Source organism: Acinetobacter sp. ANC 3832, from assembly GCF_002135415.1.
Taxonomy (GTDB): Bacteria; Pseudomonadota; Gammaproteobacteria; order Pseudomonadales; family Moraxellaceae; genus Acinetobacter.
Window position 1 is genome coordinate 1 of the sequence record NZ_NEGJ01000005.1, and the last position, 12,967, is coordinate 12,967.

Genomic DNA, 12,967 nt, shown 5'->3' on the forward strand with positions numbered 1-12,967 from the left:
GACACAGGTATCAAGCAATGACTAAGAAAGAATTAACATTTAAAGAAGGCTATGAAGTTCTTAAGAAGAATGCTGATTTGCTAGAATCTCAAGAAGAGCCTGATATTGATAATTTGATGAAGATTGTAGAAGAGTCGATGACTGCATACAAAGCCTGTAAGTCACGTGTGGATGCTGTACAACAGGCTTTAAATGAGACTTTTAAAGAATAATTAAATTTAAAATATTTTCATAAAATTTAAAATTCAGAGTAATTATCTTGAAAACTAACTTTAGCCTTGATTTGGCTCTTTTTTTTACATGTTTATCAATTGTTTTGTATTCTTGTGGGTATTTTTACATCAAAAGTTATACTGAATATTTTGAATATACACATGAGTCCTTAGGCTTCGATTTTCAAAACTATTTAATTTATGGTGGTCTACAGGGCAGCCAAGTGATAATTTTAGGAATTTTAATACCTATCACATTGTCTTTAATAAATAATTTAATTAAAAAGAATATTAGTAAAACTTTATCTAAAGTTTTTTCTTATATAATAATAACCATCATACTTTTTATAGTTAAAATAATTGTATGTATATTTAAAATATTCTATTACCCAGTAGAAAAAATATCAAATTTTATCTATAAATTCAATAAATTATCTACATATTTAGAAGCAGTTATTTTATTTACTTTAATGATAATTTTATCGCCAATTTTGTTATTAATAAAATTACTAATAGAAATTATTAACTTAATAAAACCTACAGTTGTATTAACACATAATATAGCCAAAACTGAGTCAAATTGGGATAGCGCTGTTGATACGCCAAATGTTGATGAGGGTTTTAAAGAGCTTATAACTCACTATCTAAGCTCTCTGGTTATTTATTTGCTATTTTTTTTGGCGATTTATTACCTTATCAATATCGAAAAGGACGGACATAATGATGCACAAAAAAGAATTAAAGATAGTCAATCAATTAGCTTAATCATTAAAGATGAAAAAATAAACCAATGGTATAGTGAAAACAAGATTAAAGAGCCTTCTACTAAAGAGGTTAAAATTTTAATCTGTGGTAAAGTTAAATGTCTAATTGCTGTAAAGGTACCTTATAAAATATCTTATACTCAACAAAATTTAATTACTATAAAATCATACTTATACACTACGATTGACAATTATAACTATTCAGTATTTTAGTATGCTACAAGCACCCTATTGGTGCTTCCAACCTAATACTCAATAAACCCATACCGACTATGCAAAGCAGCCAATCCGCACTTCACATCAGATCGTGCATCATTCTGTGTACGATCTTCTCTTACCATTTCAGACCATGAATTCGTATAGAAATAGCGACTAATGATGGCATCCATCCAATCGTCTAATATTTCAGACTGCCCCTGTAGATCCAAAACTAAACGCTGAACGGCGCGAGCTTCATTATCATCAATTTCACAGACCGTCTTAGACTTACGCGGTTTTGGTGGCTCATAATCACCTGCCAAGTAATCCACAATCACCTGCAGTTGTTGATCAGCATTAAGCTTTTTACTTTTCTTGACTTTCACTGCATTATCCATCGCAACTGCAATAGGATTCACCGTACGACCGCTTGAACCAGTGTTAGTATATAACCATGCCCCAAATTGCTGTAACCATCCTTCTAAATCAAAACGTGACCAATCAACTGATTGTAAAATATGTTGCTTTACTACTGCAGTATTCATCGTTATATATCCCCTACCATCTTTTCAATCTGCTGAACCGCTAAACCTGACTTCACTTGCTCTGTACTAAACCGTAATAACTGATAACCCAACATTGTTGCCGCGTTATACTTCTCTAAATCACCTAGATAACCCTTCCCTCTTGTATGTCTTCCATTACTCCAAATCCCTCCCTCCACCTCAACTAAAATCATTTTTTCTACCAGGTGGAAATCAGCTCGCCATTTTCGTTTTGGATGAAACTTAAATTCTTGTTCAAAGCTGATTTTCAGTAATCGCAATTGGTTGGCCAATGTAATCTCACCAATGCTTTCAACCTTTACACCCTGTGTCCTTTTTTTGCGCTTAACGGCAGTGTTACGTTTCTTGCCGTACAGTTTTTTGTATTCAGCGAGGGAAATACTAGACACTGATTACTTCACCCCAAATAATTGCTTGGTTTTATCAGTAGCCGTATAAGCTCTATTATTTTTCTTGTTGTTTGATACAAGATAATCAGCTTTTGCTAGGCGCTTCAGATGTACATTTAATTGACCTCGTGAAAACTCTGTAACTTCTTCCTCTAGTTCTTTAGCTCCAACTTCATGATCTGCATGTGCCACGTAAATCAAGATATCTAAATAATCTTCAAACATTTGTATTGAGCCATTTCTCATGCCATATCTCCCAATATCACACCCTCAAAGCCAACCTGTTTCAAATAAGACTCCCACTTCTTCGCTTGAGCTGGATCTTCAAGTTTCACAGCGATACGCGTTGCAAGTTTGTCGTAGGATTCACCTGGTTCTGAGAAACGGCTAATGAAATCGGAGTGATGAGAAAGTTTTTGAGCAAACATCTGAATCTGTTTTTCGCTCAGGTGTCTGGCTTGTGCGCTTGATCCGTTCGGTTTAGCAGCATTTGAATGATGTGTATTTGAATATTTATTTCGGTATGCGTTGATCAGCCAATCTGCAAAGTGGTAAATCATCAGGTCATCACAAAGATTTTTTTCAGCGTTATAAATTTCAAATGCCCGTTTTTCTCGATTTGCCCAATTTGATTTCATGATGGTTTCGAAGTCGATGCTCTCATCGGCCAAATGCATTTCTTCTCGAAGTTTTTTAAAACAAAGCCACGCTTTTATATTTTTAGATTCTAATGAGAGGTTCTTTGAAAGATTCCGTGTCCCAACGTTGGGACTGTTTAACGGAATTGTTGGGACTCTTTCATGGAATTGTTGGAACTGTTCCGTTGTTGGAACTGTTCCACTGTTGGGACTGTTTAAATCATCATTTTCAGTATTTAAGAGTACCGTTGTTGGGACTGTTTCACGTCCATTTACACCCACCAATTGATAAACTTTAACCTGTTTTGTGCGTCCTTTTCTCTCACCAGTATCTACAATTAGACCATCCTCAATGAGCTCATCGATTATTTTTAGAACTGTTTTACGATCCATTTCTGTATCTTCGACCAATCTCGCTACACTTGGATACGCGCAATGATCCTCACTTGCACGATCGGCAAGTGAGAGTAAAACGAGCTTTTTAAGTGGTTTTATACTGCCCTTAGGTTTTTGCTTTTGACGTACTTTCCACGCCCAAATACTCGCATCTAAACTCATTCTTGGGCCTCAACTATTTTGGGCTGAACATAGCCACCGAATGTTTTAACTTTGTCTGCTTTAATCAGACTCGTAATTACTTCATGAGCCAACCAAATCGTAATTTTGAATCTGTATGCCATCTTTTGAGCTAGTTCTTCTTTGGTTACTGCAGCATTGTCTTCGTTATAACCACGACGTTTGAGGTTGGCTTTTTTGATTTCATAAACTTCGTTCAACACACGTATTGCAGGTTCATAGAATGACTGCACGCTTTGCTGATGTTTAAAATCGGGCTGTCTTTGGAATTGAGTATTCATGAAACCTCCGCGATTGAAAGTTCAATTTCATCCAAACGTCGTTTGTGAAATAACTCTGATGGTGTTGCTGAACGAATCGCTTTTTCAGAGACACGTCCAATGTGGTGATCTGTTTCCCAATATTGGCCATCGAAGCTTTTAAGGGTGATGAGTTCCTTTACACATAACAGATCTAGTTTTTTTAAAACCACAACATCCTCAGCTAGAAAGTTACTGTCGTTGTAAGGTGTGGCTGCTTGTGCTAAATTTGATTTCATATTCATTGGTTTTTATTCCTATTTATTGATGAATCAAAAGCCTGATCCCCAAGATCAGGCTTTTTTATTTGAATAAGATCCGCATATATTCAGGCGAGTTAAATGCGTTTGCTAAATAGACTCGTGTCGCTTCTGCAACCTCAACCGAGCAATACACATCCCCTTTTCTCACAAGCTTCAATCCTAAAGAATCAACAAAAGCACTTATGAATTCGACTTGAGTCAAATTGTTGCTGTCTTTTTTATCGGTTTTCATTCTTGTGATAGTGCTTGCATCAACTCCCACCAATTCCGCAATCTCTTTTTGATTTTGAGAATCAAGGCAATGCAATATGAGCGACTCGTTATTGCGAGCGCTTGCAGATAATTCAATTGATACTTTGCTCATGATGATTCCTAGGCGGTTAATTGCTCAAAACTTTCTTTTAAAGATGGGCATAGCTCGACTGCTTTAAATTCACCTTTAGTGGCAACCTGCGCTCGAATAGCTACTAGTTCAGACATTTTTTTGGTACCACAAACCCAACCAGATACTGCGGGTTGTTTTACATTGAGGGCTTTGGCGGTGTTTTCCTGACCACCAAAGTGAGCTACTAGCTTCTGGAATTTATTATCGTTTGATTCAACCATGGTTATATCTCCATAAAATATAACCAATATTATAACTGTAGTTATCAATAGTCAATAACTATAGTTATTTGATTACTTATAACTAAGGTTATATATTTACATAAAGCTATTTGGTGTTTGTTATGACTCTCCGAGACCGTTTAAAAGAATCCAGAAAGAAAGCAGGCAAGACGCAAGCAGAAGTTGCTGAAGCTGTCAAAATTTCCCAACCTGCATATCAAGCACTTGAATCTGGCAGAAATCAAAAATCAGCATTTCTCCCAATGATTGCACAGTACTTAGGTGTTGATCCTTACTGGCTTACCACAGGCGGTGAAGGTGATTCTTTTCAAGAGAAAGAAGTTCATAAACCAACAATTGTTGAATATGGATCTGATAATGAATTTGTCTGGATAGATGTTGTTGAGGCTAACTTCTCATGTGGATCTGGCGAGTCTATTGAGTTTCACTTTGATGCAATCAATGGAAAAATACCTTTCCCACCTTCTTTTTTAAAAGAAAGGAATGTCACTGAAAAAACAATGAAGATCATTAAAGCTAAAGGCGACAGTATGTCGGACTTTATTAAAGATGGTGATTTAGTTGGTATAAATTTAGCCCAAACTGATGTGATAGATGGTGAAATCTATGCAGTTTATCTGGCTGGTGAAGGCATGATAAAACAAATATTCAAAGAAGCTGATGGATCACTAATACTTCATAGTCTTAATGAAAAATATAGAGATAAATTGGTTACTGAAGAGAATGGTAAAAATTTCAAAGTGATGGGTCGTCAGATTTGGCGTGCAGGATAATTAAAATTTCTTAAAAAGAGAACGTAATGATCGCAACACTAAATAAATCCAAAACTGCGCTAACGATTAATCGTCAAGAATTTAAATTGGCTCTAGATAAAATTAGTGCAGGAATTGATAAACAAATAACCTCGCTTAAAAAAGCCAAGCAAAACTACGATACTGCGGAAATAGCAAGCGAGGTCATTAGTGAAGCAAATATCTTTGAAGCAATTATTGAAGGCTTTAACGAAGCAGAAGAAACCAATCTAAAGCTAACTGATATAACCAATCTTGAAGTGGCTCAAGGGTGGATAGATGAATTTTTAGAAAAGTATTCGGATGTGTAAATGATAATTGCGAACTCGACGCAGTCCTTTATAAATGATCGGGAGGGGAATAAAATGGGCTTTGAAATTAGAAAGTTTAAAGATATTGATTTAAATGATAAATTTTTTGATTCACTAAAAACTGATTATGCAGAGTTTTCGGATTGGTTTGAAAAAAAATCTGGAAATGGGGCAATTATACATTTTGATAAAACAGGACAGTTGAATGGGTTTCTATATCTAAAATTAGAAGATGAAATATTGGATATCGACCCCCCTAAAAATAAAGCATTAAGATTAAAAGTTGGAACCATGAAAATTGATGCTCATGGTACTCGGCTTGGCGAAAGGTTTATTAAAAAAATATTTGATTATGCATTGCTTAAGAATGTTACAGAAATATATGTTACGATTTTTGATAAACACAGATCTCTTATAGAGTTATTTCAAAGATATAATTTCAATATAATAGGTTTAAAGCATTCTAGTAATGGTAGTGAGAGTGTTTTTTCTAGAGCCATGTCTGGGACTGTAATAGCAGAATATCCTTTTATAAAATATAATAATAAAAAAAATAATATTTATTTTTTAAGTATTTATCCTGTATACCATTCAAGATTATTTCCAGATTCTATTTTAAAAACCGAGAGTAGCAGCAGTATTGTAAAAGATATTTCATATACAAATAGTATCCATAAAATATATATTGCTGGTATGCGAGGTATGGATCAATTAAAGAAAGACGATATAATTATCATTTACAGAACGAAAGAAGATAATCAGCTAGCTTTATATTCAGCCGTATTTACTTCGATTTGTGTTATTGAAGAAACCAAGAGTATTTTTGAATTCACGGACTATGACTCATTTTACCAATATTGTAAAAAATATAGTATTTTTAGTGATGATGAGTTACTGACTATTTACAAAAATAAAAAGTATCCATTTATTATTAAGATGTCTTATAATGTAGCATTAACGAAAAGAATTATAAGAAAACATTTAATTGATATGCGTATAATGTCAAACTCTTCATATTCTGGGTTTGGATTATTGGATTATGAACAGCTACTTGACGTATTTAAAGTGAGTCAAACAAATGAAAGTATTATTATCAATCAAGCCTGAATTTGCTAATAAAATTCTAAATGGTGAGAAAAAGTTTGAATTTCGAAAATCACTTTTCAAACGTGATGGAATTAAAACTGTTCTTATTTATGCAACTATGCCAATAGGCAAGGTTATAGGTGAATTTGATATAGAGCATATCATTTCGAACTCACCTCAAGAAATTTGGAATGAAACCAGTGAGTTTTCAGGTATATCAAAATCTTTTTTTGATGATTATTTTGAAAATAGAAAGATGGCCTATGCAATTAAGGTTAAGCATGTTAGGGAATATTTAAATCCACAAGCTCTAGAAGACATAAAAGTAGGACTCAAAGCTCCTCAGTCATATGTATACATATGAATTAAAAACTCCAAACAACCCACCCAGTGTGGGTTTTCTTTTGCTTATTAAAGCATAAATAACAATTACAGTTATTTAAATTATAATTAAAGTAATATTATCTTTGATATATTCTTGACTATTAAAATAACTATAGTTATATTTATCTCACAAACAAACAAAAAACGCACCGACTCTCAAATCAAATGCGCTTTTGCTAACAACGAGGTAAGTATGAAACAAAACCCTATTCAAAGTCAAACAACTCCACAAGGTACGCTGTACCAAAGCCCAACCTCTACCAACACAGTAAAGTACAAATCTAAATCAGGTTTGGTCTTAGCTTCAATAATTATCATTGTGATGTGCGTTGGGGGTCTCTTTAGTTGCACAGCTCATCAAAACGCTGTTGCAAAGATTGGGAGTGCTCAAGCATGAATACTCAAACCATTAAACAAACCCTCGCACCTGCTCAAGTCTTTGAAGCTTTAGCTAGAGGTTTAAATATCGACTATGCCGAAGTAGAAACTAACGATTGGGAGCTTTTAACTCCTCAAGCACGTTTAGGTTTTGCAGACTTCTTTGGTGGCTTCATTAAATTTCGCTTCTCTCAAGGTTTAGATAACGGCATTCAACGGGATCTAAAAGATAAAGCAGCTCAATACTTCTCTGAGTTTCTTAATTTAGATGGTGATAAAAATGAGCGCTATCGTGTAGGTAAAGATCGCCCTAGCTTTTATGTTCTTAAGCCTATTGGTCGAAGTGGAATCAACCTAGATGGTTTCGATATTTATAAAGAATCTCTAGGCAGTCTCATTCTTCTAGACAAAGCCACTGCTCCTGAATGGCTAATTAAAGCATTACTGGTTGCACGTAAAGCTAAGCGCAATGCTGAGTACAACCAAGTCTTAGAAAATATTGGCCACTTTCAAACACCAGAATATAAGAAATGGTCTAAAAGCCATCGTTCGGTTTAAGGAGAATTATCATGTCTACAAATACTCAAAACCAAATACCTGCTGAACAAAACATTAATGTGCTTCAACAAATTCAACTTGAATTAAAAGCACCGAAAAGTAAAAGAAATACATTTGGTAATTATAACTATCGTAACTGCGAAGACATTCTTGAAGCAGTTAAGCCACTTCTTCAAAAATACAATGCAACACTCATCATCACTGATGAAGTTCAAGAGATTGGACCTGTTGTCGTAGTCACAGCAAAAGTGATCCTAACTGATGCCAATGGTAAAGAAACGGTAGTCAAAGCCCATGCAGGTGTAGAGATTAGCAAGAAAGGTATGGATGTAGCTCAGACCTTTGGTGCATCGAGTTCTTATGCTCGTAAATATGCACTCAATGGTTTGTTCTTAATTGATGATACCAAAGACTATGACTCTGATGAGTATCACAACCAAGTCAATAATGGCTCTGCCCGAAATAATAATCAGCAAAATAGACAGACACAGCAGTCTGCTCCTGCTCAAAATAACGCTCAACGTAACCAAACGCAGAATCAAAATAATCAACAATCAAATAGCCAACAAAAGCCTAAACGTAGCCAATCCCAACTCTTTAATGATGCTTTGAATGCCATTAAAAGCACATCGGACAAAGGTGTTCTTAAAGCGGCTGCAAATAGATTTAAAGGTACGACCTATGAAGCAGGTATTACCAATGCTTGTCGTGCTCGAGCAGATCAAATGGGATGGCCAACACAAAGTAATACTCAACAAAACAATCAAATGCACCATTGATGTGCTCGAGGAGAAGCAATGAAATTTACATATTCTACGGCGACCCGAACACTCACTGTGTTCGGGGTAAAGATGACCCACGTGTTTAGCAACGTCGGTGTGGGTGAAATTGAAGAACTAGTCACGGATGCAAAATTTAAAGAAGCGAACTGGAGGTCCAAGGATGGAAATTCTTATTTTGTGGCTTGAGTTTTCTATTGCGGTAAGTGGGTCTGTTTATATCAATTTTGAAATGTGGAGTTGGTGATGGAAATTAATAAAGAAAAAACTGCGTTTCTTAATATCTATGTGAACTACAAAGATGATTCTCGAAAAATCCAATTCGATGAGGAAACAGAGCAATTCATGTGGCGTAAATACAATGTTAGCGACACTGAGGTTGAATACATTAGCATCATGAATCAACGTTGGTACGCATGGTTAGCTTGTGCAAAGAGAAAGGTGGTACCTGAAGGTTTTGTGCTTGTGCCGAAATTATTGAGTGATGAGCTAGCAGATGAGTTGGCAAGTGACGCATTTAATAATATTCAAAGCATGTTTGATTATGAGCACAGAGGATCAACAGCCACACACCGTGAACAAATTCGATTGCGATGGTGCACAAATAAAGCCAGGGAGTTTCAAGAAAACTACAAGATCATGATCGAAGTACAGGAGCAAAGTCATGATTGAGAAAATCCAAGTTGGTGACAAGATCAAAGCTCAGTTTGAAAATTTTCTAGGTCAAATTATTGTAGTGGAAGGCATTGTACGACGGATCGATGGGTCAGAAAACATTGTTGGAAATGATGCTGTAAGTCGTCACCCATTTTTTGTAAGTCTTGATGAGATTTTGGAAGTGAACAATGTGGCCATGATGCCAAATTCAGTTTTGGAAAGCTTAAAGGAGGTGTCATGATGGGGCGATTAACTAAACTAGATAAAATGTCTATTGAACAAAGAACTGCAGAAGCAATTAAGTTTTGGGCCTCACCTGTTGATGCTGCATTTCCTCCTGAAACAATTGCAATTACTTTTGAGGTTTCTTTACCATGGTTGCAATTAAAACGTTGTGATGGTGGTGGTATTCCTTTTATGAAACCAGAAGGTACAAGAAAGGTTTTATATAAAAAAGCAGATGTAATTGATTTTTTCCACAGTAAAAAATTAAAACACACAGCATAGGGGGATTTATTCCCCTTTTTCATACCCTGAAAAAACAATATCTTCAATTTCTTGCATTGCCATTCTTAGTTTTTTATCGCTAATTTGAACATAACCTTCAGTCACATCAGATGAAACTGTGTGATTTAAAAGTCGTTTTATTGTGTATTGGCCATAATCTAAATTTTCAGCAATAGAGCTAAATGTTCTGCGTAAATCATGAAAAGTAAACTCCACTCCACTCGCCTCTATTACTTTTGCTTTAGCTTCATATAAGTGTGTCGTATAGCCTTTCAATTTTGAACGTGGTGAAGCAAATACATAATCGTTATATTGTTGTTCTTTACGACTTTTCATTATTTCCCAAAGCCTATCACCCATAGGTAAAGTATGAGGGTCATCATTTTTAGGATCTAACGAAGTAATCCATCCATACTTTAAGTCGATTGCATCCCAAGTTAACGTTTCACATTCTTTACGTCTAAAACCTGTCAAAACTAATGTTAATAAAAAGTCTCTAACAGTATTTCGTTCTTGACGTAAAGCTGTGAAATTCATAACAGCATTGACCCAATCACCTATTTGCTCTTGTTTAACGTAACCTTTTCTACGTTTTATTTTATTCCATGTTCGCTTTGCTTTAAGGGTCGCAACTGGATTGGTTGTATTTATTAGTGAATTATCTTGCTCATCAAGAAAGTGCTCTACAGAAAAGTTAAATATTGCTCTAAATACAGCCATTGCAATATTTGCTTGTGCCGGGCTATTTTCAGTGAGTTCTGCATATTTCTCATGTACATGGGTTCTGGTTATATCAATAAGCTTTAAATTTTTCCATTCAGATAAGTATTGGTTCACTGCCCTGTTGTAATCTTCAAGACTTCTACTTTTTAATTTTCGATGTTTTAGATATTCATCATATGCAATAGTTAAAGTAGGTTGTTGTTTTGACACCTTATCATTGATGATTAATTGTTCTCTTTTTTCTTTTTTAATTTGGTTCGGATTGTAACCTTGCGCCATTTGTGAAAGTAAGCCCTGTGCTAAAATTCGTGCCTGAGCTAATGTTAGATTTCCATGTAGACCAATCGTAGACCTAATAGCCTTGCCATTAACTTTTTTCTCAACAACATAAGTTTTACAAGTTGTGTTAACACGAATAGCAAAACCAATTAACTCACTATCACGATAGATACCAGGCTCACTGAGATTATCTATATATGTTTTTGTGAGTTTTATTCTTGTGTTAGCCATAGTAGAATTAAGTTAAGCAATAATTCGCAATAATATACCTTATTATTTTAGCGTCTACCATGGGTCTACAAATTTAAAAAGTCTACATTTTAGCTCTTAATTACGTTTGATAAATATCAATTAAGATATTGAAATATATTACTATTTAATTTTATGACGGTACTAAAAAATGGCGAACAAATTTGAATTCCAAATCCGTGTATATATTGAAGATACAGATGCAGGTGGAATTGTTTACCATGCGAACCATATTCGCTTTATGGAACGTGCCCGCACAGAATGGTTACGTGCTTCAGGAATTGACCACTATTGGCATCAAAAAGATTATAATTTCGTGGTGCATAAAATCTCACTGAAATATTCGCGCCCTATACTCATGGATGACTTAATTACTGTTACTGCTCGTGTAGTTTCATGTAAAGCTACGTCTTTTGTATTGCAACAAAATATTTATCGTGGTGAAATCATGCTTGCTTCTGGCGAGGTTGAATTGGCATGCATTAGTGCAGAAATGAAACCTCGTAGAATTCCTGACGAAATCCGTGATTTAATTCAAAGAGAATTAGCTCACGAATAAAAAATATTATTGGCACATGTAACCTATGGCAACACAACTAGAATCATCGCTTCACATCTCAGATTTAATTTTACAAGCAAGTCCAGTGGTACAACTGGTCATGCTTGTTCTGGTCTTAGCATCCCTATTTAGTTGGTATCTGATTGCCAAGTTACATATGGGTTATAAAAAAGCCCAACAGGGTGATGAGCACTTCCAAAAAATCTTTTGGTCAGGCGCAGAACTCAATACTTTATTTAACAATGCGCAACTAAACTCTAAGCGTGAAGGATTGGAAGATATCTTTTATCAAGGTTTAGGTGAATTTTTTAAACTTAAAAAATGTCATGCCGATACTGCGCAAATGGTTGAAGGTACAGAACGTATTTTACGTGTCGGTTTAAGTCGTGACCAAAGCCGTCTAGAGCAAGGATTAAGCGCCCTTGCCAGTATTGGTTCAGTTGCACCTTATATCGGTTTATTTGGTACCGTTTGGGGCATTATGAATGCCTTTATTGGTTTAGCTCAGGTTGACCAAGTTACTTTAGCAACGGTTGCCCCTGGTATTGCAGAAGCATTAATTGCAACCGCAATTGGTTTATTTGCTGCAATTCCTGCTGTATTGGCATTTAACCATTACACATCTAAAGGCGAAGAAGTTTATTCTGACCGCGCATTATTTTCAGAAGAAATGGTGGCGCTATTACAACGTCAGTCTGTGGGAACTACACAGGAAACTGAATAATGGCGATTCAACGTTCTGGACGCTTTGAGCGTATTAAAAAACCATTAAAAAGTGATATGAACGTCGTACCTTATATTGACGTGATGTTGGTTTTATTGGTCATCTTTATGGTGACAGCCCCTATGATTACCACAGGTGTTGATGTGGATTTACCACAAGCAAATAGCACGCCTATCGAATCTAAAGAAAATCTCGCGATTGTAACTTTAGATAAACAAGGTCGTTATTTGCTGAAAGATAATGACCATAAAGATGAAGCTTTAACACTTGAACAGCTTAAAGATGCACTCAATAAAGCACAAACTGATTCTGAAACACAAAAACAGAAATTCAGTGTTTTAGTGAATGGGGATAAAGAGCGACCATATGGTGATGTCATGAGTCTCATGGCAGCTTTACAAGATGCAGGTTTAAGCCAAGTTGGATTACTGACAGAGCCGTTAAAGTAAG

Annotated in this window: 24 protein-coding genes; 15 read left to right on the top strand and 9 right to left on the bottom strand. The window is 35.3% G+C overall.

The features are described 5' to 3' along the window. Positions 1 to 17 precede the first annotated feature (17 nt). Both xseB and B9T35_RS08120 read left to right on the top strand, forming a co-directional pair. A complete protein-coding gene (gene xseB / locus B9T35_RS08115) occupies positions 18 to 212 on the top strand; it encodes an exodeoxyribonuclease VII small subunit (protein WP_086190856.1) in 195 nt (64 codons plus the stop codon). 47 nt (positions 213 to 259) lie between these two features. Next, positions 260 to 1,189 (top strand): hypothetical protein, encoded by a 930-nt coding sequence (locus B9T35_RS08120; RefSeq protein ID WP_086190624.1) that lies wholly within the window; start codon positions 260 to 262, stop codon positions 1,187 to 1,189. Positions 1,190 to 1,221: 32 nt separating this feature from the next. On the opposite strand, the gene B9T35_RS08125 is transcribed toward B9T35_RS08120, so the two are convergent. Genes B9T35_RS08125 through B9T35_RS08160 form a run of 8 tightly spaced genes read right to left on the bottom strand, consistent with a single transcriptional unit; the run spans position 1,222 to position 4,511 of the window. Then, the gene (locus B9T35_RS08125; protein ID WP_086190625.1) at positions 1,222 to 1,719 is read right to left on the bottom strand and encodes a hypothetical protein; all 498 of its coding nucleotides are present in this window, start codon (positions 1,717 to 1,719) and stop codon (positions 1,222 to 1,224) included. A gap of 2 nt (positions 1,720 to 1,721) precedes the next feature. Then, a complete protein-coding gene (locus B9T35_RS08130; RefSeq protein WP_086190626.1) occupies positions 1,722 to 2,129 on the bottom strand; it encodes a hypothetical protein in 408 nt (135 codons plus the stop codon). A gap of 3 nt (positions 2,130 to 2,132) precedes the next feature. Further along, the gene (locus B9T35_RS08135) at positions 2,133 to 2,375 is read right to left on the bottom strand and encodes a hypothetical protein (RefSeq protein ID WP_086190627.1); all 243 of its coding nucleotides are present in this window, start codon (positions 2,373 to 2,375) and stop codon (positions 2,133 to 2,135) included. Beyond that, complete coding sequence (locus tag B9T35_RS08140; RefSeq protein ID WP_086190628.1) at positions 2,372 to 3,325, bottom strand: helix-turn-helix domain-containing protein; 954 nt, start codon at positions 3,323 to 3,325, stop codon at positions 2,372 to 2,374. The genes B9T35_RS08135 and B9T35_RS08140 overlap by 4 nt, the downstream gene beginning before the upstream one ends. Beyond that, positions 3,322 to 3,624 (bottom strand): hypothetical protein, encoded by a 303-nt coding sequence (locus B9T35_RS08145; protein WP_086190629.1) that lies wholly within the window; start codon positions 3,622 to 3,624, stop codon positions 3,322 to 3,324. The genes B9T35_RS08140 and B9T35_RS08145 overlap by 4 nt, the downstream gene beginning before the upstream one ends. After that, positions 3,621 to 3,887: a hypothetical protein gene (locus B9T35_RS08150; protein ID WP_086190630.1), complete on the bottom strand. Its 267-nt coding sequence runs from the start codon at positions 3,885 to 3,887 to the stop codon at positions 3,621 to 3,623. Before B9T35_RS08150 ends, B9T35_RS08145 begins: the two co-directional genes overlap by 4 nt. A 58-nt stretch (positions 3,888 to 3,945) precedes the next feature. After that, positions 3,946 to 4,269, bottom strand: coding sequence for a transcriptional regulator (locus B9T35_RS08155; RefSeq protein ID WP_086190631.1), 324 nt, complete (start codon positions 4,267 to 4,269; stop codon positions 3,946 to 3,948). 8 nt (positions 4,270 to 4,277) lie between these two features. Beyond that, positions 4,278 to 4,511: a Cro/CI family transcriptional regulator gene (locus B9T35_RS08160; RefSeq protein ID WP_086190632.1), complete on the bottom strand. Its 234-nt coding sequence runs from the start codon at positions 4,509 to 4,511 to the stop codon at positions 4,278 to 4,280. Positions 4,512 to 4,633: 122 nt separating this feature from the next. Here B9T35_RS08160 and B9T35_RS08165 point away from each other — a divergent pair, with 122 nt between their 5' ends. The 10 genes from B9T35_RS08165 (at position 4,634) to B9T35_RS08210 (ending at position 9,983) form a co-directional block, all read left to right on the top strand. Further along, positions 4,634 to 5,305 (top strand): XRE family transcriptional regulator, encoded by a 672-nt coding sequence (locus B9T35_RS08165; protein ID WP_086190633.1) that lies wholly within the window; start codon positions 4,634 to 4,636, stop codon positions 5,303 to 5,305. 26 nt (positions 5,306 to 5,331) lie between these two features. Beyond that, on the top strand, positions 5,332 to 5,634 hold the full coding sequence (locus tag B9T35_RS08170; RefSeq protein ID WP_086190634.1) for a hypothetical protein: 303 nt from the start codon (positions 5,332 to 5,334) through the stop codon (positions 5,632 to 5,634). Between the two features lie 54 nt (positions 5,635 to 5,688). Beyond that, the gene (locus tag B9T35_RS08175) at positions 5,689 to 6,741 is read left to right on the top strand and encodes a hypothetical protein (protein WP_086190857.1); all 1,053 of its coding nucleotides are present in this window, start codon (positions 5,689 to 5,691) and stop codon (positions 6,739 to 6,741) included. After that, positions 6,713 to 7,084, top strand: a complete 372-nt coding sequence (locus tag B9T35_RS08180) for an ASCH domain-containing protein (RefSeq protein ID WP_086190635.1) — start codon at positions 6,713 to 6,715, stop codon at positions 7,082 to 7,084. The genes B9T35_RS08175 and B9T35_RS08180 overlap by 29 nt, the downstream gene beginning before the upstream one ends. Positions 7,085 to 7,297: 213 nt before the next feature. After that, positions 7,298 to 7,501, top strand: coding sequence for a hypothetical protein (locus B9T35_RS08185; RefSeq protein WP_086190636.1), 204 nt, complete (start codon positions 7,298 to 7,300; stop codon positions 7,499 to 7,501). Continuing rightward, entirely contained in the window at positions 7,498 to 8,040 is a 543-nt protein-coding gene (locus B9T35_RS08190; protein WP_086190637.1) for a hypothetical protein, read from the top strand. The genes B9T35_RS08185 and B9T35_RS08190 overlap by 4 nt, the downstream gene beginning before the upstream one ends. A gap of 11 nt (positions 8,041 to 8,051) precedes the next feature. Then, positions 8,052 to 8,819 (top strand): ERF family protein, encoded by a 768-nt coding sequence (locus tag B9T35_RS08195; protein WP_086190638.1) that lies wholly within the window; start codon positions 8,052 to 8,054, stop codon positions 8,817 to 8,819. A 246-nt stretch (positions 8,820 to 9,065) separates the two neighbouring features. Then, positions 9,066 to 9,491: a hypothetical protein gene (locus B9T35_RS18645; protein WP_228147106.1), complete on the top strand. Its 426-nt coding sequence runs from the start codon at positions 9,066 to 9,068 to the stop codon at positions 9,489 to 9,491. Beyond that, positions 9,484 to 9,717, top strand: coding sequence for a hypothetical protein (locus tag B9T35_RS08205; RefSeq protein WP_086190639.1), 234 nt, complete (start codon positions 9,484 to 9,486; stop codon positions 9,715 to 9,717). Before B9T35_RS18645 ends, B9T35_RS08205 begins: the two co-directional genes overlap by 8 nt. Beyond that, positions 9,717 to 9,983, top strand: coding sequence for a DNA-binding protein (locus B9T35_RS08210; RefSeq protein ID WP_086190640.1), 267 nt, complete (start codon positions 9,717 to 9,719; stop codon positions 9,981 to 9,983). Before B9T35_RS08205 ends, B9T35_RS08210 begins: the two co-directional genes overlap by 1 nt. Positions 9,984 to 9,989: 6 nt before the next feature. Here the strand turns inward: B9T35_RS08210 and B9T35_RS08215 are convergent, their stop codons facing one another. Next, the gene (locus B9T35_RS08215; RefSeq protein WP_086190641.1) at positions 9,990 to 11,216 is read right to left on the bottom strand and encodes a tyrosine-type recombinase/integrase; all 1,227 of its coding nucleotides are present in this window, start codon (positions 11,214 to 11,216) and stop codon (positions 9,990 to 9,992) included. 169 nt (positions 11,217 to 11,385) lie between these two features. Here B9T35_RS08215 and ybgC point away from each other — a divergent pair, with 169 nt between their 5' ends. From ybgC to tolR, 3 genes are read left to right on the top strand one after another with little or no spacing between them, the layout of a single operon-like run. After that, positions 11,386 to 11,793: a tol-pal system-associated acyl-CoA thioesterase gene (gene ybgC, locus B9T35_RS08220; protein ID WP_086190642.1), complete on the top strand. Its 408-nt coding sequence runs from the start codon at positions 11,386 to 11,388 to the stop codon at positions 11,791 to 11,793. Positions 11,794 to 11,818: 25 nt separating this feature from the next. Further along, a complete protein-coding gene (tolQ, locus tag B9T35_RS08225; protein WP_086190643.1) occupies positions 11,819 to 12,517 on the top strand; it encodes a protein TolQ in 699 nt (232 codons plus the stop codon). Beyond that, a complete protein-coding gene (gene tolR, locus B9T35_RS08230) occupies positions 12,517 to 12,966 on the top strand; it encodes a protein TolR (protein ID WP_086190644.1) in 450 nt (149 codons plus the stop codon). The genes tolQ and tolR overlap by 1 nt, the downstream gene beginning before the upstream one ends. Position 12,967 lies beyond the last annotated feature (1 nt).

Bases quoted from the DNA above. Each gene is read 5' to 3' on its own strand.
- xseB (WP_086190856.1), top strand. From the start codon at position 18: ATGACTAAGAAAGAATTAACATTTAAAGAAGGCTATGAAGTTCTTAAG.
- B9T35_RS08125 (WP_086190625.1), bottom strand. From the start codon at position 1,719: ATGAATACTGCAGTAGTAAAGCAACATATTTTACAATCAGTTGATTGG.
- B9T35_RS08135 (WP_086190627.1), bottom strand. From the start codon at position 2,375: ATGAGAAATGGCTCAATACAAATGTTTGAAGATTATTTAGATATCTTG.
- B9T35_RS08140 (WP_086190628.1), bottom strand. From the start codon at position 3,325: ATGAGTTTAGATGCGAGTATTTGGGCGTGGAAAGTACGTCAAAAGCAA.
- B9T35_RS08145 (WP_086190629.1), bottom strand. From the start codon at position 3,624: ATGAATACTCAATTCCAAAGACAGCCCGATTTTAAACATCAGCAAAGC.
- B9T35_RS08150 (WP_086190630.1), bottom strand. From the start codon at position 3,887: ATGAATATGAAATCAAATTTAGCACAAGCAGCCACACCTTACAACGAC.
- B9T35_RS08155 (WP_086190631.1), bottom strand. From the start codon at position 4,269: ATGAGCAAAGTATCAATTGAATTATCTGCAAGCGCTCGCAATAACGAG.
- B9T35_RS08160 (WP_086190632.1), bottom strand. From the start codon at position 4,511: ATGGTTGAATCAAACGATAATAAATTCCAGAAGCTAGTAGCTCACTTT.
- B9T35_RS08165 (WP_086190633.1), top strand. From the start codon at position 4,634: ATGACTCTCCGAGACCGTTTAAAAGAATCCAGAAAGAAAGCAGGCAAG.
- B9T35_RS08170 (WP_086190634.1), top strand. From the start codon at position 5,332: ATGATCGCAACACTAAATAAATCCAAAACTGCGCTAACGATTAATCGT.
- B9T35_RS08175 (WP_086190857.1), top strand. From the start codon at position 5,689: ATGGGCTTTGAAATTAGAAAGTTTAAAGATATTGATTTAAATGATAAA.
- B9T35_RS08180 (WP_086190635.1), top strand. From the start codon at position 6,713: ATGAAAGTATTATTATCAATCAAGCCTGAATTTGCTAATAAAATTCTA.
- B9T35_RS08185 (WP_086190636.1), top strand. From the start codon at position 7,298: ATGAAACAAAACCCTATTCAAAGTCAAACAACTCCACAAGGTACGCTG.
- B9T35_RS08190 (WP_086190637.1), top strand. From the start codon at position 7,498: ATGAATACTCAAACCATTAAACAAACCCTCGCACCTGCTCAAGTCTTT.
- B9T35_RS08195 (WP_086190638.1), top strand. From the start codon at position 8,052: ATGTCTACAAATACTCAAAACCAAATACCTGCTGAACAAAACATTAAT.
- B9T35_RS18645 (WP_228147106.1), top strand. From the start codon at position 9,066: ATGGAAATTAATAAAGAAAAAACTGCGTTTCTTAATATCTATGTGAAC.
- B9T35_RS08205 (WP_086190639.1), top strand. From the start codon at position 9,484: ATGATTGAGAAAATCCAAGTTGGTGACAAGATCAAAGCTCAGTTTGAA.
- B9T35_RS08210 (WP_086190640.1), top strand. From the start codon at position 9,717: ATGGGGCGATTAACTAAACTAGATAAAATGTCTATTGAACAAAGAACT.
- B9T35_RS08215 (WP_086190641.1), bottom strand. From the start codon at position 11,216: ATGGCTAACACAAGAATAAAACTCACAAAAACATATATAGATAATCTC.
- ybgC (WP_086190642.1), top strand. From the start codon at position 11,386: ATGGCGAACAAATTTGAATTCCAAATCCGTGTATATATTGAAGATACA.
- tolQ (WP_086190643.1), top strand. From the start codon at position 11,819: ATGGCAACACAACTAGAATCATCGCTTCACATCTCAGATTTAATTTTA.
- tolR (WP_086190644.1), top strand. From the start codon at position 12,517: ATGGCGATTCAACGTTCTGGACGCTTTGAGCGTATTAAAAAACCATTA.